Origin of the sequence: Pseudogemmatithrix spongiicola (assembly GCF_030623445.1) — a bacterium.
In the GTDB taxonomy this organism is placed as follows: domain Bacteria; phylum Gemmatimonadota; class Gemmatimonadetes; order Gemmatimonadales; family Gemmatimonadaceae; genus Pseudogemmatithrix; species Pseudogemmatithrix spongiicola.
In genome coordinates, this window is record NZ_CP130613.1 from 2,316,955 (window position 1) to 2,340,061 (window position 23,107).

Consider the following 23,107-nt stretch of genomic DNA (forward strand, 5'->3'; position numbering starts at 1 on the left):
CTCAGGGCCCGCCGTGGACCGACTCGGCTGCCCCGCCGCGCACCACAGCCCAGTCGATGAGCCTCCCGCCGAGTCGCGCGCGCGCCGCCTCGGCGGCTGCCGGCGACGCGAACGCCGTGATGCGACCCATCGGGCTGCGCAGGTTGGCGTCGGCGAGGTAGCCCGCGGCCTCCGCGCTCACCCAGGTGCCCGGGTTCTCGACGTCGAGCACCCAGATGCTCGCCACCTTGTCGGCCGGCGTGCGCTCGAGGAACTCGGCGAGGCATTCCGGTGAATCGAACACGAGTTGGCGCCCCGTGGTCGTCACGACCTGTGACCCGAAGCGCGGATCACTGATCTGCATCTTGCAGTGCTCGCAGGCGTCCTGGTTCACGACGAGGTCGCGCGGCGGGACGTTCGCGCAGCCCGCGGCGGTGAGCAGCACCGCCCCGAGCAGGGCACGCCGCCGCGTGTCGAGCACGGCGAGGAATACCAGGCCTGCCGCGAGCGTCAGCGCGATGCCGCCGCCCGATGGCCAGGACGTGGCCCGGAAGTTGAGCAGCTTCTTGGAGCCGATGAGCGGGGGTTGATAGGTCATCCCCGGCACCTTGATGATGGCGACCTCTTCGTCGAGGTCGTGCCCGTAGTCGTAGCCCCAGCGATAGAAGTCGGCGAGGCCGGCGACGAGGGTCAGGGCCAGCGCCCCGCCCCAGACGTGCAGGGCGAGACGCTTCCCCGAGGCGGCGACCGCGAGGCCGCCGGCGATGAGCCCCGCGAGGATCCACGGCATGTACCGCAGCTCGGGAATCGCGTCAGGCTCGATCCTCTTCATGCCGATGTAGTGGTTCAGGTTGTTGATGGAGTTGAGGTCCTGCGGCTTCAAGCCCTCAACCCCATTGATCTTGATGTACATCCCAAGGCCCTCCGGATACTGCGGCGCGATCAGATCGACGCGCCACAGCGGGAGTACGTAGGCCGTCGCCATCACGAACGAGGCGATCAAGACCATCCAGCGGGCCCGGGATGTCATCTCAGTTCCCTCCGGCGCGCTGCGGCGCCCGGTTGTTCGTGGTCGCGCGCAGGGCGACGTTCGAGCCGCGTGCCGACACGCGCACGTAGCCTTGCATCTCCTGGTGCAGCGCCGAGCAGAAGTCCGTGCAGTAGAAGGGATAGACCCCGACCTTCAGCGGCACCCAGCGCAGCGTGCGCGTCTCGCCCGGCATGATCAGCAGCTCGGCGTTCTGCGCGCCGAGGATGGCGAAGCCGTGGGGCACGTCCCAGTCCTGCTCGAGGTTCGTCACGTGGAAGAGCACCGTGTCGCCGACCTGCACGCCTTCGATGTTGTCCGGCGTGAAGTGCGAGCGGATGCTGGCCATGCGCACGTGCACCACGTTGCCGCGGCGTTCGATGCCGCTTTCGCGCTCGGCGCGGATCACGCGCTGATGGCGGTTCTCGGCCAAGGCGTAGAAGCGCTTCTGGTTCTCGCGGACCTTCGCGGCATCGATGGCGTTGGCGTAGTGCGGCTCGCCATGTGTCGGGAAGTCGAGCAGCAGCTCCATGCGTTCGCCCGTGATGTCATAAAGCTGGGCCGAGTGGGCGAGCTCCGGACCGGTGGGCAGGTAGCGGTCCTTCGTGATCTTGTTCATGGCCAGCACGTAGCGGCCGTAGGGCTTCCGCGTGCCGCCGCCGGGGATCATGAGGTGGCCCACCGAGTAGTAGGTCGGCTGGCGGTCGACGACTTCCCAGGTGCCGAGCTTCCACTTCACGATTTCCGACGAGAGGAACATCGAGGTGTACGCATAGCCTTGGCCGTCGAACTCGGTGTGGAGGGGGCCGAGGCCCGGCTCCTTCACCTCGCCGGCCAGCGTCGCGTTGTACTTGAGCACCGGAATGCCCTCGAGCTCACCCTCGAACTCCTTGGCCTCGATGGCGGCCAGCATCTTGGTGGCCGAGTGCACCGGGATCACCGACGCGAGCTTGCCACCGGCGACGATGTATTCGCCCGACGGATCGACATCGGCGCCATGCGGCGACTTCGGCGTCGGCAGGAAGTACATCACCCCCTGGCAGTCCGCGGGCGTGATCTGCAGCACGGACGTCTTGCGCTCGCTGACCGCGGTGCGCGTGAACTCGTCCATGTGGTTGTGGCGATAGTCCACCTGCGCGCGGCGGCCCTTGCCCTGGCGGACGCAGGCTTCGGCGGCGCGGTAGTTCACCGCGGCGATGTAGTCCTTGTCGTTCTGCGAGGCGTTGACCTCGAGCAGCGTGTTGGCCTGCTCGGTGTTGTACGACGAGAAGAACATCCAGCCGGCCGACGGGCCCTTGCCCGCGCGGGCGAGGTCGTAGTTGAACCCCGGCACGATGAGCTGGAAGGCGATGTCCATCTTGCCCGGCTGGTCGGCCGTGATGAACGAGATCTGGCCGCGGAACTGCGCCTTGTACTCGGCGATCGGCACGTCGCGGTTGGGCACCGGGATCGAGAAGCGCGTCGAGGAGACGATGTACTCGGTGTTCTCGGTGACGAAGGGCGAGGCGTGGTTGCCGGCGGCGTTCGGGATCTCGAGGATTTCCGAGGTCTCAAAGGTCGTGAGGTCCACGCGCGCGACGCGCGGCGTGTTGTTGCCGTTCACGAAGAGCCAGCGACCGTCGTCCTCGCCGTTGGTCTGCGAGAGCGCGGTGTGATGGAGGTCGTCCCAGGGGATGAAGCCATAGGACGTCTCGAGCATCGGCTTCGTCTCCTCCGAGTAGCCCCAGCCGTTCTCGGCGTTCTGCGAGAAGACGGGGATCACCTTCAGGAGGCGGCCCGACGGGATGCCGTAGACGCCGACTTGGCCCGAGAAGCCGCCGGAGAGGAACGCATACAGTTCGTCGTACTCACCCGGCGCGACGTAGGTGCGCTGGGCATTGCCGGCTCCGCCGGCGAGGGAGGATGTGCGGTTGCCCGCACAGGCATACCCGATCCCGACGGCTCCGAGGAGCGCGGCGCCGAGGATCAGGCGGTTGCGGGAGAGGGACGGCATAGGACGACTCCAGAAGGAAGGGGGTGGATCCAGCGGGTGCTGTGGAGGTGGCTTGCGCTGGACGACTAAAAGGTGCATTTTACTTGCACCTTTAATCCAGTCCGAGAACGCCGGATTTGGCATAAGGGTTTCCCCTAGGGGCTAGGTTCGACCCATGCGACTGACTCGACACACCGACAGCGCCCTGCGCGCACTCATCTACCTCGGCATCCACACCGAGGAGGCGCCGGCCCGCATCACCGACATCGCCCGCCGCATGGGCATGAGCGAGGACCACCTCGCGAAGGTGATCGCGCGGCTCTCCCAGCTCGGCTACGTGGAGACCATCCGCGGGCGCGACGGCGGGGCGCGGCTCGCGCGGCCGGCCTCGGAGATCGTCGTGGGCGCCGTGGTGCGCGCCACGGAGGACAATCTCAACTTGGTCGAATGCTTCGACCCCGCCACCAACCAGTGCCCGATCGCCCCGGCCTGTGCGCTGGCGCCAGCACTCGATGAAGCGCTGACGGCGTTCCTCGCGGTGCTCGACCGCTACACACTCGCCGACCTGGTCGCCAAGCCGCGCGGCCTCACCAAGCTACTCATCGCCTGACGTCTTTCCCTTCGCCACGCATCCCATGGACTGGTTCGTCCGCAGCTTCCTCAAGGCCAGCCTCGTCTGGCTCTCGCTCGCCGTCCTCCTGGCGCTCACGATGGCCTTCGTGCCCACGCTGACCGTCTATCGCACGGCGCACCTGCACATGGCGCTCCTGGGCTTCGTCGGGCAGATGATCTACGGCGTGGCGCTGCACGTGATCCCACGCTTCTTCGGCCAGCCGCTGGTATACCGTCGCGCCGCCGAGGTGCAGTTCTGGGCCGCGCAGATCGGCCTCACGGCCCTCGCGACCGGATTCATCACGCGCGTCCACGGCCTGCCCGTCGCGACCGCGCTGATCGCGACGGGCGGCACACTCAGCGCCGTCGGCGCCGGCTGCTTCGTGGTGAATGTGTGGAGGACGATCGACGCCAGCCCGATGGCGGCGGTGCATCAGAAGGCGGGGAAAGGGCTGCCGACGCTGCCGCAAGCTGATGCGCACTGACAACCTCTTTCAACTGCAGTTGCGAGTTGGGAGTTGTGAGTGGGGAGTGCACTAACCGCGTAAGCAAATGTCCGCCCACCCCTCCCATCTCCCCCCCGTCTCCCTCATTCCCCTCTCTCCATCCCCGCCCCTACCCTCGTCTCCCGTCTCCCACGATGAGACCGGCTGCAAACCCGTATCGCACCCCGTGCCTCTCGAAGAGCTCCACGAGCCTCCGCAGCCCCAGCCCCATGACGCTGAAGTAGTCGCCGTCGACGCGCTCGACGATGGTCGCGCCCCAGCCTTGGATGCCGTACGCGCCCGCCTTGTCCATCGGCTCACCGGTCTCGACGTATGCAGCGATCTCCGCGTCGCTGAGCGCGCGGAACGTGACGTCCACCTGCTCCACCGCGCTCTCGATGCGCCCGCCGTGCGCGACGGCGATGCCCGTGCACACCGTATGGCTGCGGCCGCTGAGTCGCTTCACCATCGCCCGCGCGTCGGCTTGGTCCACTGGCTTGCCGAGGATGTCCCCATCCACGACTACGGTCGTGTCGGCGGCGATGACATACGCCTCCGGATGCCTCGCGGCGATCGCCGCGGCCTTCTCCCGCGCCAGGCGTTCGGTGTACGGCACGGCCTGCTCCCCCGCGCGCACATCCTCGTTGATGTCGGCAGGCAGGACCTCATGGTCGATGCCGACGAGGGCGAGCAGTTCGCGCCGCCGCGGCGACTGCGAAGCGAGGATCACGCGCAGGGTCATTTCTCGAGCCAGAGGGTGACAGGGCCATCGTTGACCAGCGCGACGTCCATCATCGCGCCGAACTCGCCGGTCTCGACCGTCACGCCGCGCTCCCTCAGCTTGCCGATGAAGGCCTCGTAGAGCGGAATGGCCTGCTCCGGCCGCGCCGCGTCGATGAAGCTCGGGCGGCGGCCCTTCTGCGCGTCGCCGTAGAGCGTGAACTGCGAGACGACGAGCATCGCACCGCCCACATCCTCGATGCCGAGGTTCATCTTGCCATCGGCATCGGGGAAGAGGCGCAGGCCGTGGACCTTGTCGGCCATCCAGTCGAGCCCGGCGTCGCTGTCGCCGTGCGTGAAGCCGACGAGCAGCAGGTAGCCGCGGCCAATCTGCCCGACGACGCGGCCGTCGATGGTGACCGAGGCTGACGAGACCCGCTGCAGCAGGACTCTCACTTCACGACGGTCCGCGCCCAGTCCCAGCCTTCCATGCCGCGGGCGTTCACGGCCTTCACCGCCACGTGCCAGCCCTCGCGCAGCGAGTTGAGCACCGCGCGCGGGCTCGTCGCCGTGGCGCTGTACTGCATCGGGTTCGCCGGCGGGCCGTAGCGGATCAGATAGCGCGTGACACCGCGCTCGCGCGCCGGCGTCCAGCTCACGGTGCTGCCCTGCGCCACCAGCCCGGTGAGCCGCGACGGGCTCGACGCCATGTACATGATCGTCGCGACGGTGGTCTTGCTCGTCTCCGTCAGCTGCCGGTGGTTGATCGTCTCGAGGACGTCGTGCACCTGGTGGTAGTGCGGGTTGCCGAGGATCGGATACGAGCCGATGCCGGCGATGATGTCGCCCCAGGCGTCGTACAGCGCCTGCGCGTCCGTGCTCTTGTAGTAGAACGCGTCGTAGGTGATCAGCTCGGAGAACTGGATCGCCGCCGCGTGCTGCACGTCACGCAGGCCGGGGTTCGAGTAGCGGATGGTGTTGTCGATGCGATGGTCGTTGGACCAGCCCATCATGTCATTGTTGAGCGCGCCGACGACCGTCATGGAGTCCTTCATGACGCGGCCGAACTCACGGGCACCGCGCAGGCCGGCCTCCTCGCCGGTGAACGCGACGAACATCACGGTGGCCGGCTGCGGGCGCTTGGCCAACACGCGCGCCGCCTCGAGGATCATCGCCGTTCCCGAGGTATTGTCGTCCGCGCCGGGGCCTTCGGCCCGCGAGTCGAAGTGCGCCCCAACCACGTACACCAGCTCGGGATTCTCGGTGCCGGGAATCGTCGCGAGCACGTTCGCGACTTCGATCTCGCTGCCGGCGACCGTCTTGAACCGCTGGAGGCGCGTCTGCAGGCCGAAGCCGCGGTACGTCTCCTCCAGCCAGTTGGTCGCCTTCCAGTTGCCCGGCTGCGTGATGTGCTTTGAGTCGAAGCTGAACAGCTGCTTCTGGTACTCGTAGATGCGGCCCGTGCTCACTTCCTCGGTGGCAGCCCGCACCTGCGCGGCGATGGGCGCGAAGATGCGGCGGCCGTTGGCGCGCAGCGCCCGCTCCGCGGCGAGATTCGAGTCCACGCGGGCCACCAGGGCCTGACGCGACACCTTCCGCGTCAGGTCCGTCATCCAGAGATGGCGATGCGGTGTGACCGTATCGCCGTCGCGCTCGGTCACGATCGCCACGCGCGAGCCATCGGGGCTCACCGCCCACTCGTACTCCGGCGCCACCGTGCGCACCGAGTTGTTGTGGTGCAGGCGCGTGCGCGTGCCGCTGCGCAGGTCGTAGAGGTACGAGCGCTGGTGACGGCCCTCGCCCATCGCGCCCAGCAGCAGCGAGTCGCTGATGAAGCGCGGCGAATGGTCGTGCTGGATCTCGCGGGTGACGCGCATGGGCTCACCCCCGTTCCCCGACACGGCGAAGAGCTCCCAGTCCTCGCGTAGCATCGTCGGATACGCGACGTAGGCGCCGGTCGGCGACACGGCCGGCGCCTGGAAGCGCCCCGTGATCGTCACGAGATCGCGCACGGGTCCATCGTCGCGGCGGAGCCGCAGGCGGGCGACTTCACCACCCGGCTCGATCCACGCCAGCGCGCGGCCGTTGGCGCTCCAGGTCGGCATGATGCCGCCCTCAACTGCACCGAGCGCGTTGCCCCGCAGCTCGGCGAAGGCCGTGTTGCGCGATTGCTGTTGGAAGCCGGGCACCTGGCGCGCAAACGCACCGCGCTCACCGAGCAGGACGAGGAGACGACGGCCGTCGGGTGACCGCAGCAGCGACACCGGCTGCAGGGCACCGGTGCTCACCGTGGTCCAGCTCCCCTCGCCGACCGAGTACACCAAGAGTCGCGCGGTGGAATCGCCGGGCGTGCCGGCGATGACGGCCACGCGCACCGGGTTGCTGCCGAAGGCGGTGACGGACGTGATGGCCGGCGCATCGACGTTGACGCGCTCGAGCCCGCGTCCGCCGACCACGGCGTAGTTGAAGGCCGACGCGCTGCCGGCGCCGAGCGGCACCCACGCGACGGTGCGGTTGTCGGCCCCGAAGGTCGGGCCGAAGCCGGTGCCCTCAAGCAGCGCCGGTTCATTGAGAGCTGCGGGGTTGCTCACGCGGAAGAATCGCTGCGCGCCGACACCGGCGGTATACGCGAGCAAGCGACCGTCCGGCGACCACAGCGGCGCCGACGCGTTCTCGGCGACCAGCGACGTGGTGTAGATCTCGCCCGTGAGCTCGGCCACGCGATCGTGGAACTGATCGGCATCCGGAGCAGCGAGCACGCGCTTGAGCTCGACGAGCGCGGTGTCGAACTTGCCGGCGTCCCAGAGATAGTAGGCGTTCTCGTAGCGCTGCGCGGTGGTCATCGCGGGCCGTTGGGCGGCGGCCGCCGGGGCGGCTGGGCGCGGCGCTGCGGCGGGCTGCTGGGCGAGGACCGGGCCGGCGGCCGCGGCAACGAGGGCGAAGGCAAGCGTCGAACGGCGCATCAGGCGGGCTCCCGTGGGTGGATCTGCTGCTGTGCAAGCTAGCCGCGGCCGCGGGCCTCACCAACTGCTGGTCACCACGAAGGCACGAAGGGCTCCGCAACGGAGACTCGGGCCCGCGACCCCAAGAAGCATTGCTTCCTTGGCGTTGCGGGCCCGAGATGTTGTCGCGACTCTCTTCGTGGCTTCGTGGTGAAGGCCGTGGCAGCTACTCGACCGTCACCGACTTAGCCAAATTCCGCGGCTGGTCCACGTTCGCCCCGCGCTTCACGGCGATGTAGTACGCCAGCAGCTGCAGCGGCACCGAGGCCAGCACCGGGGTGAGCATGTCCACCGTCTCGGGGATGCGGAACTCGTGGTCGACGAGGCCCTCCAGCGCCGGTTCGTCGCGGGACGTGATGATGATCGTCTTGCCGCCGCGCGCCTTCACCTCCTGGATGTTCGACACGATCTTGTCGAACACGCCGTCGTGCGGCGCGATGAACACCACCGGCATCTTCTCGTCGATCAGCGCGATCGGCCCGTGCTTCATCTCCGCCGCCGGATAGCCCTCGGCGTGGATGTAGCTGATCTCCTTGAGCTTGAGCGCGCCCTCGAGCGCCGCCGGGAAGTTGAAGCCGCGGCCCAGGTACAGGAAGTTGTGCGCGTCCTTGTACTCCTCGGCGATCTTCTCGATCTCCGCCGCGCGGTCGAGGATCTTCTGGATCTGCGCCGGCAGGTCGTGCATGGCCTGCGCGATCTCACGCCCGCGGATCACCGACAGCGTGCGCTTGCGCGCCAGCTTGAGCGCGAAGAGCGCCAGCGCCACGACCTGGCTCGTGAAGGCCTTGGTGGACGCGACGCCGATCTCCGGTCCCGCGTGCAGGTACACGCCGCCGTCGTCCTCGCGGGCGATCGTCGAGCCGACCACGTTCACGAGGCCCAGCGTGTGGGCACCGCGACGCTTGGCTTCGCGCATGGCGGCCAGCGTGTCCGCCGTCTCGCCGGACTGCGAGATCACGATGCACAGCGTCGTCGGCGTGACGATCGGGTTCCGGTAGCGGAACTCCGACGCGTACTCGACCTCCACCGGAATGCGGCAGAGGTCTTCGATCATCATCTCGCCGATCAGCGCCGAGTGCCAGGACGTGCCGCAGGCGGTGATGACGATGTTGTCGATCGCCATCAACTGCTCATGGCTCATGTTGAGGCCACCGAGCTTGCTGGTGCCGTCCTCGAGGATGAGGCGGCCGCGCATGGTGTTCTCGACCGTCGTCGGCTGCTCGAAGATCTCCTTGAGCATGAAGTGGTCGTAGCCGCCGCGCTCGATGGCGGCGAGGTCCCACTCGATGCGCTCGACGCTGCGCCGGATCGGCACGGCGTTGATGTCCATCACCTTGTAGCCATCGGGCGTCAGCACGGCGAGGTCGCCGTCATTGAGGTAGACCACCTGGCGCGTATGCGCGAGGATGGCCGACGCGTCGGAGGCCAGGAAGTACTCGCCATCGCCGACGCCGATGAGCAGGGGCGAGCCCTTGCGGGCGGCGACGATCTTCGACGGATCCTTGCTGCTCACCACCGCGATGCCGAAGGTGCCCTCGACCTTGCGCAGGGCACCGATCACGGCCTCCTCGAGCGAGCCTTCCCACAGCTCCTGCACCAGATGGGCGATGGTCTCCGTGTCCGTATCGGAGCGGAAGGTGTGCCCCAGCTCCGTCAGCTGCTTGCGAAGCACGTTGGCATTCTCGATGATGCCGTTGTGCACCACGGCCACCGTGTTGTCGGTGGAGAGATGCGGGTGCGCATTGCGCTCCGTCGGCGGCCCATGCGTGGCCCAGCGCGTGTGCGCGATGCCGACCTTCCCCGTCACCGGGTCAGCCGTCAGCGTACCCTCGAGCTTGGCGATCTTGCCCGCCGCACGGCGGGTCTCGATCGACTCGCCGTCGAACACGGCGATGCCGGCGGAGTCGTAGCCGCGATACTCGAGGCGCTTGAGGCCTTCAATGAGGAAAGGAGTGGCTTGCTTGGGGCCGATGTAGCCGACGATGCCGCACATAGAAAAGGCAGTAGTGAGTTGTGAGTTACGAGTTACAAGAGAACTGCAACGGCGAGAGGGGGAGCAAGGCAAGACGGTGAGGCGCCTCTCATGACTCACAACTGCCAACTACCTACTGCAGTTGTCAGCCCGTCTCTCCCATCCCTTACGCGAGCTTCGCCAGCAGCTCCCTTCCCTTCTCCACCAACCCTCTGGCCGCCCGCTCATCCGGCCCTTCCGCAATCACCCGCACGATCGGCTCCGTCCCGCTCGGCCGAATGTGCACCCAGCGATCGCTCCAGCCAAGGCGCAGGCCATCCTGCGTATCCGCCTCGGCGTCCGCAAACGCGTCCCGCAGCGCGGCGTAGACGGCGTCCAGCGGCTTGGCCGGCCGATCCAGCTTGTCCTTGATGATGGTGTAGCGCGGGAACCGCTCCACCGTGCGAGACAATGGCTCCGCGTCCTCGTGCATCATCTGCAAGAGCAGTGCCACGCCCAACGGCGCGTCGCGGCCCAGATGCAGTTCGGGGAGGATCACGCCGCCGTTGCCCTCGCCGCCGATGACGGCGTTCACGGCCCGCATCTTGAGAGCGACGTTGACCTCACCCACCGGCGCGCGCACGACGCTCACGCCGTGCTCGGCCGCCATGTCGTCCACGATGCGGCTGGTCGAGAGATTCGTCACCACCGCGCCCTTGCGGTGTCGCAGGACGACACGTGTCGCCAGTGCCAACGTGTAGTCTTCACCGATCGCGCGCCCGGTGTCGTCGACCAGCGCCAGGCGGTCCACGTCGGGGTCGGTCGCGAAGCCAATCTGCGCGCCCGTCTTCTGCACCAAGGTCTGGAGCGCCACGAGATTCTCAGCCACCGGCTCCGGCGGACGCGGAAAACGACCGTCGGCCTCGAGCTCGATCGCGTGCACTTCGCAGCCGAGGAGTTCGAGCAGCTTCGGGATCACTGCACCACCGGCGCCGCGGCAGGCGTCGTACGCCACGCGGAAGTTGCGGCTGCGAATGCCGTCCACGTCGATGAACGGCAGCGCCAACACGGCATCGAGATGCCGCGCCACCGCATCCCCGTCGAAATACACTTCGCCAAGCGCATCCCACTCGGCGTAGGGAACGCCGGCATCCACGAGCGCGCGCATCTCGGCGCCTTGCGCGGCGCTCAGGAACAGGCCATCGGGCCCGATGAACTTGAGCGCGTTCCACTCGATCGGATTGTGGCTCGCCGTGATGCCGAGTCCGCCCGCCGCGTGGTGATGCTCGACCGCCAGCTGCAGCGTGGGCGTGGTGGTGAGACCGATGTCGATGACATCCGCGCCGACGCTTTCGAGCGCGGCGCGCGTGACACTATGGAAGAGCGGACCCGTCACGCGGGAGTCGCGGCCGAGCACGATGGCGGTACGGGAGCCGCGGTCCTTGGCGCGGGCCACGGCCCAGGCGCCGAAGGCGGCGGCGTAGCGGGCGACGACTTCCGGCGTGAGGCCGTGGCCGACGCGGCCGCGGATGCCGGAGACACTAATCATGAGACGGGGGTCGGTCATTCCTGAAATCTAGGTGGGAGACGGGAGAGGGGGGCACGGGCGGGGGGTGGGAGAGGGGAATGGGGGAGACGGGGGGGAGAGGGGAGGGGTGGGTTCGATTGGGTGCGCTTCGACTCGCTTTAGCGGCTCCTTTCCGTCCTGCCAGTCCGCCCGCGCCGGCGGCCCCCTAATAGCCGAGGGTCCTTAGCTTTCCCGCGATGGCTCTTCACCTCGATTTGGCCTAGGTCATGGACCTCCTGCCCCTCAGGGCCGCGGCTGGACGCGGCAGCATTGATGGGATTCCCGCGGCGGCGCTGGTGTCGGCTGGGTTCACGCTGCTGCAGCGCTGCGTGCCGCTGGTGCGCGCGCTGGCGGGGCGGCGCTCGGCGATCCTGCTGCCCTCGTCGCCACAGTTCCTGCTCGCGCTCGCCGCCTCAGATGGGCGCGGTGCGGTGCTGGTGAACCCGCTCGCGTCGAGCGCCGAGGTGGAGCATCAGCTGCGGGAATCGAACGTGGGGGCGGTGTTCACGGTGCGGGCGTTGGCCGCGAAGGTCCCGGAGCATCTGCCCTGCGTGTTGCTCGACGAGGCCCCGCGCCGCGCGACCTTTTCCGTACTCGGCGGCGATGACCTCGAGATCGACCTCGGCAGCCACTTCGGCCTCGATCTCGAAGGCGACGCGGACGCGACCGGGCGCGACGAGGAGTGCGCCATCGTCTACACCAGCGCGATGGCCGGCACGCCGCTCGGCGCGGTGCTCACGCATCGCAATCTCATCACGAACGCGCGGCAGACGGTGCAGGCCGCGGAGAATACGCCGCAGGATCACCTGCTCGCGGTACTGCCGTTCTCGCACCTGTTCGGGCTCACCGTTTCGCTGATTGCGCCGATGATGGCCGGGGCGCGGGTCACGACGATGCCGCGCTTCAATCCGATTGCCGCGGTGGACCTGATCGAGCGGGAAGGCATCACGGAAATCGTCGGCGTGCCGGCCGTGTTCGCCGCGATGCTCGGCGCGATCGCACGGCGTGGCGGCAAGCTTGCGGCCCCTGCCCTGCGCCTCTGCATCTGCGGCGGCGCCCCGCTGAGTGTCGCGCTGCAGGAGCAGTGGGAGGCGGCGACGGGCGTGCCGCTGCGTCAGGGCTACGGCCTCACCGAAGCGTCGCCGGTGGCGCTGTTCAATCGCGTGAACGCCGAGAACGTGCGGGGCACGCTTGGGCTGCCCTTTCCCGGCGTCTCGATCTCGATTCGCGATTCCGTGACCGGCGCGGAGCTGCCGGCGGGCAGCGTCGGCGAGATCTGCGTGGCGGGCGACACGGTGTTCCGCGGCTACGTGAGCGAGTTGCCAGCGACTCCGGACTTCCTCGCGCCGGCTGCCGCGAGCGCCGACTCGCTGGCGCGCCGCGCACAATCGGCGGGATTGCGCACCCGCGACGGCTGGCTCTACACGGGTGATGCGGGCGTGCTCCGCAGCGACGGCCGCGTGGAGTTCCGCGGTCTCATCAAGCCGATGTTCACGCGCAACGGCTTCAACATCTATCCGCGCGAGATCGAGCGGGTGCTGTCGCTGATGCCGGGCGTCGCGCGTGCGGCGGTGACGCCGCTGCCCGAGCCGGCGCGGGAGAACGACATTCGCCTCGAGCTGTGGCTCGATGGCAGTCGTGGGGTGAGCGACGCCGAGGTGAAGGCGTGGTGCGAGCAGCGGCTCGCGCAGTACAAGCAGCCATCGCAGATCGTCATCGCAGGCGCGTGAGCGGCACGCGCGACGGACCGGCTCAGGGCTCGGCGAACAAGTCGATCTGCGGTGGCTCGAGCGGCAGCGCGAGGGACTCCAGCACGGCGGGCACCCAGCCATCGCGATTCGCGGGGTCTAGGTGCACCACCGGCACGTCGAAGGCGCGCACGAGCTCGTCGATCGTGGCGTCGATGTCCAATTGGAACTGTCGGCTGACTGCGCGCTTGCCATCGAAGGTCGGCGCGTGGATCACCGGCACCTTGAACAGCGCGTCGTAGCCCGTGATCCACTCGCGGACGAGGTGATCCAGCTCCGGACGCCGCCCGATCCGCGCCACGAGATAGGCGTAGTTGTCCAGCACCGAGCGGTCGCAGACCACGACCTCATACATCGCCTGGGCGGCGATCTCCTCGGCCACCTGCGAGTGCAGGATCCACAGCTGCGCGTCGAGCGTCGTCTCCTCGTTGATCGGCAGCGGGCAGCGCCGTGCGACCTCCTTCACGAGGTCCACGGCGAGGTCCAAGCGCTTGAGGTGCGCGGCGAGGTCGAAGCACAGCGTCGTCTTGCCGACGCCATGCGTGCCGACGAACGCGATCTTCAGGCGACGGCACCCACTGGCGTCGAGGGGGAGCAGGAGGCGAGGCGCAGACATCGTGCGCGAAATCTAACCGCTCCCTTCAGGTGAAGATGATCTGCCCTCCCGCCGCCATCGCATAGAACTCACCGACCGTGATGATGTCCTCCACCTGTGGGATGAAGTCATCCTTGGTGAGCCCGAACATCTCCACACTCGCCTTGCACGCGTAGAGCTTGCCGCCCGAGTCGGCGATCAGCTCCAGGAACTCCGGGATCGGCGGGATGTCGAGCTTCTCCATCTGCTTCATCATCTGCCGCGTCACCAGCGCCGACATGCCCGGCACGCCGCCCAGCCAGGTCATCAGGTGCAGGCCGGGATTCCCCACCGTCGCGACCTTGATGGCGTCATGCCGCGCCTTGTTGATGGCGTCCATGCCGAAGAACGTGAAGAACACGTTCGCCTCGATGCCTTCCATGCGCGCGCCGTTCGCCATGATCAGCGCCGGATACACGCCGTCGAGCCAACCCTTCGACACGATGATTGACACCTTCGTGATCGGCTGCGGCTCCATCGTCGCGGCCGCGCCTTGGCCCTGCGTGAACTCGGGTGACATGGGTTCCTCCGGCCGTCAGATGCAGCCTTTGGGTTTCGGGATGCCGCCGATCTTCGCGGCGAGTTTGGCGGGGCCCTTCGGGAACAGCGCGTACAGTTCCTTCACCTGCACGCCCGACTCCTTGCCCAGCGTGCGGATCGTCGGCGCGCTGCCTGTCGCGATGTACGTGTCGCGCATGTAGTTCACGACGAGCCAGTGCCGGTCGCTGAGCTCGGGGATGCCGGCCTCGCGGGCGATCTCGCGGGCGATGTCGCGATCCCAATCCTCCACGCGTTCGAGGAAGCCTTCGGCGTTGCGGGGCACTGCGGCGAGTGTGGTCATGAGGGATCTCCCAGTCGAAGTCTCAGTCCTGTGTCTGCAGCATCCGTTTGCCCGAGCGCTTCATCTTGGCGTCGATGCCCGGGAAGTCGCGGCCCGGCAGCAGGCGGTTCCAGTACGCGTGGCGGAACGCCAGCTTGCCGAGGTGGTTGAGCCGGCTCTCCTTGAGCAGCGGCACCGGACCCCAGGCGTACGGGAACATGCCCGGCAGCGGCTCGGTGTCGTAGTTGAAGTCGATCAGCAGCGCCTTGCGATGGCCCGTCTCGATGAAGCAGTTGGCGTGGCCATCGAAGCCCGCGTCGAGCGCGCGGCCCTCGAGCATGCGGACGACATTCTCCTCCAGCACTTCCGCCTGGAAGTGCGCCACGCTGCCGGCCTTGGACGTCGGGCAGTTCGCGGCGTCACCGAGGGCGAAGATGTTCGGTTTCCGCTGGCTCTGCAGGGTCCGCGGGTTGACCATCACGAAGTCCATGGCGTCACCGAGTCCCGCCGCCGTCGCGATGAACGCGGCGCCCTTGTGCACCGGCACCGTCACCAGCAGGTCGAAGGGGATGCGGCGCTCGTCCCAGCTCACCAGCGCGCCCGCGCGGCCGTCGAGCTCGTCTGCGGGCGCACCGGCCGCCCGCGTCTCGATGCGCCCGGTGTTGAACTCCGTCTCGAGCAGGATGCCCTTCTCTTCCAGCAGGTGCCCGAGCGACTTCGCGGCGACCGGCTTCGTGAACGCGCCGTCCAGCGGCGTCGCGTAGACGATCTCCACCTTGTCGCGAATACCGCAGTTCGTGAAGTACGCGTCGGCGAGGAAGGCGAACTCCAGCGGCGCCACCGGGCACTTGATCGGCATCTCGACCACGTTCACCACCACGCGTCCGCCGACGAAGCAGTCCAGCGCATACCCCAGGCGTTCGGCCCCTTCGAGTGAGTAGAACTCGTGCACCGACTCGCGCCAGCCCGGGCCCGTCATGCCCTCCGTCTCTTCCGGCACGAGGCGGGCGCCTGTTGCCACGATGCAGAGGTCGTACGACAGCCGCGTACCGTCGGCGAGCGTCACCGTATCCGAGTCCGGATCCATCGCCGTGATTGCCGATGCCACGTACCGCACGTCGCGGTCCAGCGTCGGACGGCGGTCCTTGGTGATGCGTTCGCGGAACGATTCGCCGAAGGGAATGAACAGCAGGCCCGGCTGATACAGGTGCACCGGGTCTGGGTCGACGATCGTGATGTTCACGCGGCCCGCGCGCAGTTGGCTGCGGAGCCGCCGGCTGAGGCGATTGGCAATGACCGTGCCGGCCGTGCCAGCACCGAGGATGAGGATGTGCCGCATGCGCGCTCCCGTTGGTGTGCTGCACGATGGGCGGCCGGCGCGGTCTACATCTATAGGAAGAGTTCCGCGGGCGCTGTGCGGGGATGCCGTAGGGGAATGGCTGGCGCCGCGTGGTGCACCAAGTGGCATTCTCGTGATGCGCGTCTGCTGCCGCTCCTCCCCTTCGTAGAGGTCATGCCCATGCTTCCCCTTGATGGCCGTCCCGATGCCCCCACCCAGCCGCCGACCATTCTCGAAGAGCTCGCCACCGCCATGCGACTCAAGCGGTATAGTGCACGCAGTGTCGAGTCGTATTGTCGGTGGGTCGGACAGTACATCCGGTTCCATGGGCTCCGGCATCCCAGTGAGCTGCATGCCGTGCACATCAAGCGCTTCCTCGTGCATCTCGCCGAGGACCGGAAGGTCAGCGCGAGCACGCAGAACCAGGCGCTGTCCGCGCTGCTCTTCCTGTACCGAGAAGTGCTGTCGCAGCCCATGGGCGCGCCCGAGGGCCTCGCCCCAGCCAAGCGGAGCGAGCACGTCCCCACCGTCCTCTCGCGCATAGAGATTCAGCAAGTACTGAGCTACCTCAGCGGCGCCCCTTGGCTCATGGCGTCGCTGCTGTACGGCGCCGGCCTGCGCGTCGGCGAAGTCGTTGCACTGCGTGTGAAGGACGTCAATCTCCAACGGCGGGAGATCACCGTACGGGCCGGCAAGGGAGCGAAGGACCGGCGGACCATGTTGCCCGAGCAGCTCGTCGGCCCCCTGCGGAAGCAGATCGACGCCGTCGAGCGCCTCCTCGCGCGCGATCGCGCTGCCGGTCACGCCGGCGTCGTCCTGCCCGACGCCTTCCAGCGGAAGTCCCCCAGCGCCCCCTGGAGCCTCGCATGGCAGTGGGTGTTCCCCGCCCGGCGCGTGTACGTCGAGCGCGAGACCCGCCTCGTGCGCCGGCATCACGCCGACGCGTCGCTAGTGCAGCGTGAGGTCGGCGACGCCGCGCGGCGTGCACAGCTCGGCCGGCGTGTCACCTGCCACACGTTTCGGCACAGCTTCGCGACCCATCTGCTCGAAGCGGGCTATGACATCCGGACCGTGCAGGAACTCCTAGGCCACAAGGATGTGAGCACGACGATGATCTACACGCACGTGCTGAACAAGGGCGCGCTGGGCGTTCGGAGTCCGCTGGATATTGCTGCAGACTCGCAAGAATACACGGGCGGCGGCGGGCGTGGGTCGCGCGGCTAAGGCTAGGTGCTGTGGGGAGTTGCGGGGAATCGTGCGGGGCGGCATAGTCTGGATATTGGCTTGGAATGGCGGGCGGAAATCTGAGCTAATCCACGTTAGGTGGACGTGCGCGAGACTAGAGAATACCGGACGCTGGAGCCGCTGCGATGACGAAGGAGGCGCCTCGGGACGTATTTCGCGCGGCTTGCGACGCTCTCGCATCGCGCCTCGAAGAAGCCGGCTTCCGTTATGCGCGGAGCAAGGCGCGCGCCACACGGCACGCATCCGACTTCAGTCACCACGTGACGTTCCACTCCAGCCGTTACAACCACGCGGGTCACAGTGTCGTGCTCGCTATCAGCGTGGCTATTCACTCCGACACCCTGTGCGCGTGGAGGACGCTACGCCAGCTGCCCGATGCATCTGGAACGCTTCTCGCCTCACACCTTGGCAACCTCGATACCCCTTGGGGCTGGCGCCAATGGAACCTGGCTGACGCAAAGAGCCGGCCAGTCGCCCTTGCGGAGAGCTGGGAGCAGATCTCGCGCGTGGCGCTTCCTCTGTTCGCTCGGTTTACTTCGGCTCATGGAGCGCTCCAAGCGCTACTGGACCCAGAGAACGGGTCCGTGGCTCCGGTCAATGCGATAGAGTTTGCATTCGCCTGCGAGCGCCCAGAGCTCGCGCAGCGCTACCTCGTCGAGCTTCTTCAGGTTCGCCCTAGGGTGAAGGAACTGCTCGCCGCCGAGCGAGAATCCCGGGCGCGTGTCCCGGAGCACGCACGGAACGCGTCGATTGCGAAGCAGCTGGCGTGGTGTATACAGACCTACGACCTCTCGCTTCCGACAGCCGCCACCTAACGACGCTTGCTGCCGACAAGCGCGGGTGCGGTAGCGGTTGTGGGGCCGCTGCTTCACATTCAGTGAAGGACTGCAGCGGCCCCACAACCGCATCTTATGGGAGCGCTTGCAGCAGAAGCATACGTTATCGCGACTCGCGCCGGTCCGCCCTCACACCAAACTAGATACCCCGAGTGAAGCGCCAGACCGCGATCATCGCTGTGCTTATCGGCACCCTGCTCTTCGGCGCCGAAGTGGCCTATCGCGAGCGTGACACACAGAAGGCCGGCTGGCAGAGCTACGTAGCTAGCACGTCGATTTCTGCTCGCGTACGCACCTTCGTGGAAGGCACGCCCAACCCCTTCCGTGGCAACAAGAACGCGGACAGCCTGAATCGGCGTTGCCGCGCATTAATCGATAGCCTTGGCATCTACCAGAAGGAGAGAAGTCTCGTCTCCTTGATGAGTCCTGCGCAACGTGCGACGCTCCCACCCCCCGCGCGCACGATCACCGTTGCGGACTCTCTTTTGCTTGCCGCAGAGACACCGTGTGACTTCGCGCCTCTCCCTTCTCAGGACTTTCGCGCAGATACTCTTGCCGTGTCGCTCGCGTTCCTCAATGGATGTCTGATTGGGTTGGTACTTCTAGTGCCGCTGGCCATTGTGGCAACGTACTCCTCTCGCGGCTGGAGACGGGTAGCTATCGTTACTGGAGTTGCAGGGGCGGCCGTTGCAGCATCACTCGCGCTTTCAGATTCATCGCGGGACTCTCTGTTCTTGGTAATACTCGCCGCAGCAAGTGGCGCATCGTTCTCGGTTATCGTTTTGCGCGAAGGCGTCCTATGGATTCGCCGAGGATTCCACCAGGACTAGGTTTCTTCTCCGAACGCGCGATAACGACGCTTGCTGCCGACAGCCGCAGGTGCGGAGTGGGTTGGGCGGGGCGTCCGGGATGGCCTAGGCTGGTTGCGGACGCCCCGCCCAACCCTTCTTATTGGAGCGGCTGCAGCAGAAGCAAACGTTATCTGGACTCACCATTCCCGGGAATATGACAGATCGCCTGCGGCTTCACTTCAATCTCTACCGTCCCTCGCCAACGGGAGCTACCGGACCTGAGGTGATTCATTCGTATCTCGTGCTTGCTAGCCCATGGCAGTTGCCGGATTCCGGCGTGGCAAGCATGGTTCCGCTGAGCGCGGACGCTCCAGCGCCACCGATGGCCGCCCTCATCCGAGAATCGGGCGGAGCTCGCGCAGCGTTTTCAGCAGCGGTTGCGGAGATTCTGTCCCTGCCCGGGAACGCGGGGCTTCATTCGGTGCCTAAAGACTTGACCCAAGCTCAAAACTGGTGAGCAAGTGGAGGGTCGCAGTGACCGGCCCGATCGTCGCCGAGCTTCTGCAGGACCTCGAAGCGGGGCCAATCTATGATGATGCGGGACGCCGCTCACTCAATGAGGTCAAAGTCGGAGAAATTGGTGGGCTGCTCGTTTTTGTTTTTGCCGACGAGCACCCTCCGCCGCACTTCTGTGTTAAGTACGGAGACGAGTCAGCGAACTTCCGCATTTCCGATGGAGCGAAGATGCAGGGCAAGCTTGACCGTTTTGAACGCAATATTCGCAAGTGGTACAAGAAGAACCGTGCTCACATTATCGAGCAGTGGAACCTGAATCGACCAACGGACTGCCCGGTCGGCGACTTCAAGGATTGAGCGCGGCCAGATTACGACGCTTGTTGCTGACAGCCGCGAGTAAGGATGCAGCACAAGCATACGTTATCTGGACCTGAAGCCTTCGCTTGGCCGAAGCGGTCCTCCTACTGCACTGACGCGCTATCTCGCGCACAGCGGTGCTCTTAGAGTAGCCCCACGTTTCCAGTTTTGCCGTACCAGACCTCGTGCCACCTGCGAATATGACCATCTGGAAAGACACCGAGATTGAGCGCGCCATTTTTGCCGAGCCTCTTCGCGCGGGGTGCAACTCGCTTCACGTTCTGAGCGGCTATGCCTCGCCTCAGATTGTGTATTCGCTTCTCGCGCGAGAAGGCGCGACTTCCGTGAAGGTAAACGTCACGGTCGGTATGGTCGTCGCAGATGGAATTTCGCTGGGAGCGCACAGAGGCTTCGTTTCGCTACAGAACATTGACTATCCCGGCCGCGTACGCGTTGGATACGTGGTGCGAGGAAAGCCAGTGCACACGAAGCTGTATGTGTGGTGCCAAGGTCGCGTGCCGCGATTCGCATTTGCAGGATCGGCGAACTTTACTTCAAACGGTCTACTGGGAGGGTATCGAGAGGTACTCGTTCCGGCTGACCCAGCGGCAGGTCTTGCGCTCGTGAACAGCGTGGCGGCGACGTCGATTTCGTGCGACGACCCGAAGATGCCTGGTGAACTGGTTGTTCTCAATCCGCGCGCTCGCGCCCGAGTCACCGGAGTGATTCCGCAGTACCGTCCTTGGCAGGGAGAAGGCGAGAAGTTTGCTGATATCTCACTCCTGAACTCCCGCACGGCTACGGGTGTCGCCTACGGACTGAACTGGGGACACAGGCCAGGACGAGATCGAGACCAGTCCTATTTGCCAGTACCTGCCGTTGTTGCGAGGAGTGGGTTTCTGCCACGGCGAGGACTGCGGTTCACGCTCTTGTCAGCTAGTGGCACTGCGTTGAGCGCCGTCGTAGCGCAGGATGGCGACAAGGCGATCGAGACGCCGGACAGCAATGCGATAATGGGCCGATTCATTCGCTCCGAACTTGGCTTACCGTCGGGCGCTCTAATCGAAGCGTCCGACCTCAAGCGAGCGAAGGTTACCGGATTTCGCCTTTACGCGGTCGATGACGAGACTTTCGCAATCGAGTTTGGCTTGTTCGGCTAGACTATTGGAAGCCCGGTTGCCACGCTCGAATCACAATCTCTCGGTTCACCGAACCCCGCTTGATTTACGGCTTGTCTTCGGGCTATTATGTCGGACACGACAGCGGTTCAGCCCACTCTAGGAGACCAACCTATGCGTTTCGGAGAACTCTTTTCTGGCCCGGGCGGGCTGAGCCTAGGCGCGCACCTCGCTGCTCGCGAGGTTGGGTTGAAGTTGAAGCATCTTTGGGCGCTCGACTATGACGCCGACGCGACGGCTACGTACAAGCGAAACTTCCCGACCGCGGAAGTTCATACCGCAGACATTCGAAAGTTTCCTCTAAAGTCGCTTCCGCAAGTCGACGGCATGGCCTTTGGTTTTCCGTGCAACGACTTCAGCCTCGTGGGTGAACACAAGGGCGTCAACGGAAACTTCGGGCCTCTGTATAAGTACTGCGTTGCTGCAGTTGAGCACTCGATGCCCAAGTGGTTCGTTGCGGAGAATGTCGGAGGAATTCGAAGCGCGAACTCTGGCGAGGCTCTCGAGACAATTCTGCGCGACTTCTCCGACCTCGGCTACTCGCTGACGCCGCATCTGTTTCGATTTGAAGATTATGGAGTCGGGCAACGGCGTCATCGAGTCCTGATCGTTGGCTTGCGCGACGATCTCGGGTTGCGCTTTGAAGTGCCTGCACCTCGGAAAGCTCCGCGAACCGCGAAGCAGGCAATCGAGGAGCCGCCCATTCCAGCCAGTGCGCCAAACCACGAGTACACCAAGCAGTCACAGCGGGTCATTGAGCGCTTGAACGCGCTGGCTCCTGGGGAGAATGCCTTTTCGAATAACCTTCCCGAGGAGCACAGGCTCAACGTGAAGGGTGCGCGCATCAGTCAGATTTATCGCCGCCTTAACCCGGACCAGCCCTCCTACACGGTTACCGGAAGTGGTGGTGGTGGCACGCATGTGTATCACTGGAGTGAGCCAAGAGCTCTCACCAATCGTGAGCGCGCGCGCCTCCAATCATTTCCGGACGACTACGTGTTCGAGGGAGGCAAGGAAGCGGTCCGACGTCAGATTGGGATGGCAGTTCCGCCTGCGGGAGCCGCAGAGGTCTTTCGTGCACTGTTCCTCACTCTTGCAGGCCAACGATATCCTCGGGTGCCAGCAAGCTTGGGCGGAAAGTACGCTGGACTCGTGGCTGAACTACGAGGAGAGCAGTCGGTTCCAGCTCAGCGCACCAAGGTTGCCTCCTAGTTCATTGCAGATACGACGCATTCTTTTGTATCGCTGCCAGACAAGGAAGCTTGCTGCCGACGAGCGCAAATGTCGCGCAAACTGAGAGCCTGTACCTACTGCGGGCGACCTGCAGATACCAAGGATCATGTACCCCCGCAGGCGTTCCTTCGGCCGCCGCTGCCTTCGACACTTCGGTCCGTTCCAAGCTGCGAGCCATGCAACGGCGGTCGCTCAGAGGACGAGAACTATGTCCGCAACCTACTAGCACAGGTGGGCACCTCTCAGCACGCGACAAATCTCGTTTCGTCGGGTGGTACTGTTGACCGCGCCATGGCACGAGATCGACGTCTCGCGGCGCGGATCGACGACACTGCGGTGATCGATCCGTCAGGTGAGCGCGTAGCACTATTTCCTGAGAACGTTCCGATTGCGAGAGTTCTCCACAAGATTGCTCACGGACTTTTCGTCCTTGACTATCGTCGCAATCCCGGCAGGGAGGCATTTCGTGTAATCGGGATGTTTCCGTACAGCATCGAGGAGCAGCGCCCTGCGGCAATCTTCGTCAGCACCTTCGATGCTCGATTCCGCGCGAAGCGCTGGAAGTCGGTACAAGCGGGCGCCTTCGAATACATCTTTGTGCGTCACCCTGCTTCGGGCGCGCGCATGTTGTGCGTGATGGACTTCCACCAAGACGTGTGGGGCGTCGTGGAGTCCCCGTCACCACTGGCCGGTCAGCCGCCGGCATTTGTTGGGCAACCGACGTTACTCTGATTCTGCCCGCGCCAGATAACGACGCTTGCTGCCGATGAACGCGGGTGCGGATTGGGTTTGGCGGGGCGTCCGCGATGGCCTAGGCTCGGTTGCGGACGCCCCGCCAAACCCTTCTTATTGGAGCGTTCACAGCAGAAGCAGACGTTATCGCGACTTGTGCCGGGGGACAGGCGATTCGCAGCATTCGCGTCGCGAGCAGTGCGTTGTGATCCGCGGGTTCAGCGATGGTGCTTTTGGGGTCCGCTCCGAACGGTGCTGCGCGCGGGTGTCCCGCCAGACTTCGCGACTTACGGTCGGATCCTGGCGGACGGCCCAGGCCGCTCGACGGGCATCGCCTACGCATCCCGCGCAGTTTGCGCGCTC

Annotated in this window: 21 protein-coding genes; 10 read left to right on the top strand and 11 right to left on the bottom strand. The window is 65.9% G+C overall.

Annotated elements, in window-relative coordinates; all coding sequences use genetic code 11:
* Position 1: 1 nt before the first annotated feature.
* Both Strain318_RS10605 and nosZ read right to left on the bottom strand, forming a co-directional pair.
* Positions 2 to 1,009, bottom strand: coding sequence for a nitrous oxide reductase accessory protein NosL (locus Strain318_RS10605; RefSeq protein ID WP_367885674.1), 1,008 nt, complete (start codon positions 1,007 to 1,009; stop codon positions 2 to 4).
* 1 nt (position 1,010) lies between these two features.
* Positions 1,011 to 2,999 (bottom strand): Sec-dependent nitrous-oxide reductase, encoded by a 1,989-nt coding sequence (gene nosZ / locus Strain318_RS10610; protein WP_367885675.1) that lies wholly within the window; start codon positions 2,997 to 2,999, stop codon positions 1,011 to 1,013.
* Positions 3,000 to 3,153: 154 nt separating this feature from the next.
* Here nosZ and Strain318_RS10615 point away from each other — a divergent pair, with 154 nt between their 5' ends.
* Both Strain318_RS10615 and Strain318_RS10620 read left to right on the top strand, forming a co-directional pair.
* The gene (locus Strain318_RS10615) at positions 3,154 to 3,588 is read left to right on the top strand and encodes an RrF2 family transcriptional regulator (RefSeq protein ID WP_367885676.1); all 435 of its coding nucleotides are present in this window, start codon (positions 3,154 to 3,156) and stop codon (positions 3,586 to 3,588) included.
* A 25-nt stretch (positions 3,589 to 3,613) separates the two neighbouring features.
* Positions 3,614 to 4,075: a heme-copper oxidase family protein gene (locus tag Strain318_RS10620; protein ID WP_367885677.1), complete on the top strand. Its 462-nt coding sequence runs from the start codon at positions 3,614 to 3,616 to the stop codon at positions 4,073 to 4,075.
* 130 nt (positions 4,076 to 4,205) lie between these two features.
* Here Strain318_RS10620 and Strain318_RS10625 read toward each other — a convergent pair whose 3' ends face one another.
* The 5 genes from Strain318_RS10625 to glmM form a co-directional block, all read right to left on the bottom strand.
* Positions 4,206 to 4,817 (bottom strand): Maf family protein, encoded by a 612-nt coding sequence (locus Strain318_RS10625; RefSeq protein WP_367885678.1) that lies wholly within the window; start codon positions 4,815 to 4,817, stop codon positions 4,206 to 4,208.
* Entirely contained in the window at positions 4,814 to 5,251 is a 438-nt protein-coding gene (dtd, locus tag Strain318_RS10630; RefSeq protein ID WP_367885679.1) for a D-aminoacyl-tRNA deacylase, read from the bottom strand. The genes Strain318_RS10625 and dtd overlap by 4 nt, the downstream gene beginning before the upstream one ends.
* Positions 5,248 to 7,758, bottom strand: coding sequence for a M20/M25/M40 family metallo-hydrolase (locus Strain318_RS10635; RefSeq protein ID WP_367885680.1), 2,511 nt, complete (start codon positions 7,756 to 7,758; stop codon positions 5,248 to 5,250). Before Strain318_RS10635 ends, dtd begins: the two co-directional genes overlap by 4 nt.
* Positions 7,759 to 7,963: 205 nt before the next feature.
* Positions 7,964 to 9,790 (bottom strand): glutamine--fructose-6-phosphate transaminase (isomerizing), encoded by a 1,827-nt coding sequence (glmS, locus tag Strain318_RS10640; protein ID WP_367885681.1) that lies wholly within the window; start codon positions 9,788 to 9,790, stop codon positions 7,964 to 7,966.
* 145 nt (positions 9,791 to 9,935) lie between these two features.
* The gene (glmM, locus tag Strain318_RS10645) at positions 9,936 to 11,315 is read right to left on the bottom strand and encodes a phosphoglucosamine mutase (RefSeq protein ID WP_367885682.1); all 1,380 of its coding nucleotides are present in this window, start codon (positions 11,313 to 11,315) and stop codon (positions 9,936 to 9,938) included.
* A 227-nt stretch (positions 11,316 to 11,542) separates the two neighbouring features.
* Between glmM and Strain318_RS10650 the strand changes: the two genes are divergently transcribed.
* Positions 11,543 to 13,045 (top strand): AMP-binding protein, encoded by a 1,503-nt coding sequence (locus Strain318_RS10650; protein ID WP_367885683.1) that lies wholly within the window; start codon positions 11,543 to 11,545, stop codon positions 13,043 to 13,045.
* A gap of 22 nt (positions 13,046 to 13,067) precedes the next feature.
* On the opposite strand, the gene Strain318_RS10655 is transcribed toward Strain318_RS10650, so the two are convergent.
* The 4 genes from Strain318_RS10655 to sqr are packed head-to-tail and all read right to left on the bottom strand — an operon-like array spanning position 13,068 to position 15,856.
* The gene (locus tag Strain318_RS10655) at positions 13,068 to 13,679 is read right to left on the bottom strand and encodes an AAA family ATPase (protein ID WP_367885684.1); all 612 of its coding nucleotides are present in this window, start codon (positions 13,677 to 13,679) and stop codon (positions 13,068 to 13,070) included.
* Between the two features lie 25 nt (positions 13,680 to 13,704).
* Positions 13,705 to 14,217 carry a DsrE/DsrF/DrsH-like family protein gene (locus tag Strain318_RS10660; protein ID WP_437436299.1) on the bottom strand — a complete coding sequence of 171 codons (513 nt, stop codon included), beginning with the start codon at positions 14,215 to 14,217 and terminating at the stop codon, positions 13,705 to 13,707.
* Positions 14,218 to 14,232: 15 nt separating this feature from the next.
* The gene (locus Strain318_RS10665) at positions 14,233 to 14,538 is read right to left on the bottom strand and encodes a TusE/DsrC/DsvC family sulfur relay protein (protein WP_367885685.1); all 306 of its coding nucleotides are present in this window, start codon (positions 14,536 to 14,538) and stop codon (positions 14,233 to 14,235) included.
* Positions 14,539 to 14,560: 22 nt separating this feature from the next.
* Complete coding sequence (sqr, locus tag Strain318_RS10670) at positions 14,561 to 15,856, bottom strand: type III sulfide quinone reductase, selenoprotein subtype (RefSeq protein ID WP_367885686.1); 1,296 nt, start codon at positions 15,854 to 15,856, stop codon at positions 14,561 to 14,563.
* Between the two features lie 180 nt (positions 15,857 to 16,036).
* Here sqr and Strain318_RS10675 point away from each other — a divergent pair, with 180 nt between their 5' ends.
* The 7 genes from Strain318_RS10675 to Strain318_RS10705 all read left to right on the top strand — a co-directional run bounded on the left by Strain318_RS10675 (position 16,037) and on the right by Strain318_RS10705 (position 22,744).
* Positions 16,037 to 17,080, top strand: coding sequence for an integron integrase (locus Strain318_RS10675; RefSeq protein ID WP_367885687.1), 1,044 nt, complete (start codon positions 16,037 to 16,039; stop codon positions 17,078 to 17,080).
* A gap of 146 nt (positions 17,081 to 17,226) precedes the next feature.
* A complete protein-coding gene (locus tag Strain318_RS10680) occupies positions 17,227 to 17,916 on the top strand; it encodes a hypothetical protein (RefSeq protein ID WP_367885688.1) in 690 nt (229 codons plus the stop codon).
* Positions 17,917 to 18,089: 173 nt separating this feature from the next.
* Positions 18,090 to 18,767 (top strand): hypothetical protein, encoded by a 678-nt coding sequence (locus Strain318_RS10685; RefSeq protein WP_367885689.1) that lies wholly within the window; start codon positions 18,090 to 18,092, stop codon positions 18,765 to 18,767.
* A 495-nt stretch (positions 18,768 to 19,262) separates the two neighbouring features.
* Positions 19,263 to 19,601 (top strand): DUF4160 domain-containing protein, encoded by a 339-nt coding sequence (locus Strain318_RS10690; protein ID WP_367885690.1) that lies wholly within the window; start codon positions 19,263 to 19,265, stop codon positions 19,599 to 19,601.
* 200 nt (positions 19,602 to 19,801) lie between these two features.
* On the top strand, positions 19,802 to 20,761 hold the full coding sequence (locus tag Strain318_RS10695) for a restriction endonuclease PLD domain-containing protein (protein WP_367885691.1): 960 nt from the start codon (positions 19,802 to 19,804) through the stop codon (positions 20,759 to 20,761).
* Positions 20,762 to 20,893: 132 nt separating this feature from the next.
* Positions 20,894 to 21,991: a DNA cytosine methyltransferase gene (locus tag Strain318_RS10700; RefSeq protein WP_367885692.1), complete on the top strand. Its 1,098-nt coding sequence runs from the start codon at positions 20,894 to 20,896 to the stop codon at positions 21,989 to 21,991.
* Positions 21,992 to 22,243: 252 nt separating this feature from the next.
* The gene (locus Strain318_RS10705; protein ID WP_367885693.1) at positions 22,244 to 22,744 is read left to right on the top strand and encodes a hypothetical protein; all 501 of its coding nucleotides are present in this window, start codon (positions 22,244 to 22,246) and stop codon (positions 22,742 to 22,744) included.
* Positions 22,745 to 23,107 lie beyond the last annotated feature (363 nt).

Bases quoted from the DNA above. Each gene is read 5' to 3' on its own strand.
- Strain318_RS10695 (WP_367885691.1), top strand. From the start codon at position 19,802: ATGACCATCTGGAAAGACACCGAGATTGAGCGCGCCATTTTTGCCGAG.
- Strain318_RS10675 (WP_367885687.1), top strand. From the start codon at position 16,037: ATGCTTCCCCTTGATGGCCGTCCCGATGCCCCCACCCAGCCGCCGACC.
- Strain318_RS10615 (WP_367885676.1), top strand. From the start codon at position 3,154: ATGCGACTGACTCGACACACCGACAGCGCCCTGCGCGCACTCATCTAC.
- Strain318_RS10605 (WP_367885674.1), bottom strand. From the start codon at position 1,009: ATGACATCCCGGGCCCGCTGGATGGTCTTGATCGCCTCGTTCGTGATG.
- nosZ (WP_367885675.1), bottom strand. From the start codon at position 2,999: ATGCCGTCCCTCTCCCGCAACCGCCTGATCCTCGGCGCCGCGCTCCTC.
- sqr (WP_367885686.1), bottom strand. From the start codon at position 15,856: ATGCGGCACATCCTCATCCTCGGTGCTGGCACGGCCGGCACGGTCATT.
- Strain318_RS10625 (WP_367885678.1), bottom strand. From the start codon at position 4,817: ATGACCCTGCGCGTGATCCTCGCTTCGCAGTCGCCGCGGCGGCGCGAA.
- Strain318_RS10620 (WP_367885677.1), top strand. From the start codon at position 3,614: ATGGACTGGTTCGTCCGCAGCTTCCTCAAGGCCAGCCTCGTCTGGCTC.
- Strain318_RS10635 (WP_367885680.1), bottom strand. From the start codon at position 7,758: ATGCGCCGTTCGACGCTTGCCTTCGCCCTCGTTGCCGCGGCCGCCGGC.
- Strain318_RS10700 (WP_367885692.1), top strand. From the start codon at position 20,894: ATGCGTTTCGGAGAACTCTTTTCTGGCCCGGGCGGGCTGAGCCTAGGC.
- Strain318_RS10665 (WP_367885685.1), bottom strand. From the start codon at position 14,538: ATGACCACACTCGCCGCAGTGCCCCGCAACGCCGAAGGCTTCCTCGAA.
- glmM (WP_367885682.1), bottom strand. From the start codon at position 11,315: ATGACCGACCCCCGTCTCATGATTAGTGTCTCCGGCATCCGCGGCCGC.
- glmS (WP_367885681.1), bottom strand. From the start codon at position 9,790: ATGTGCGGCATCGTCGGCTACATCGGCCCCAAGCAAGCCACTCCTTTC.
- Strain318_RS10655 (WP_367885684.1), bottom strand. From the start codon at position 13,679: ATGTCTGCGCCTCGCCTCCTGCTCCCCCTCGACGCCAGTGGGTGCCGT.
- Strain318_RS10660 (WP_437436299.1), bottom strand. From the start codon at position 14,217: ATGTCACCCGAGTTCACGCAGGGCCAAGGCGCGGCCGCGACGATGGAG.
- Strain318_RS10680 (WP_367885688.1), top strand. From the start codon at position 17,227: ATGACGAAGGAGGCGCCTCGGGACGTATTTCGCGCGGCTTGCGACGCT.
- Strain318_RS10650 (WP_367885683.1), top strand. From the start codon at position 11,543: ATGGACCTCCTGCCCCTCAGGGCCGCGGCTGGACGCGGCAGCATTGAT.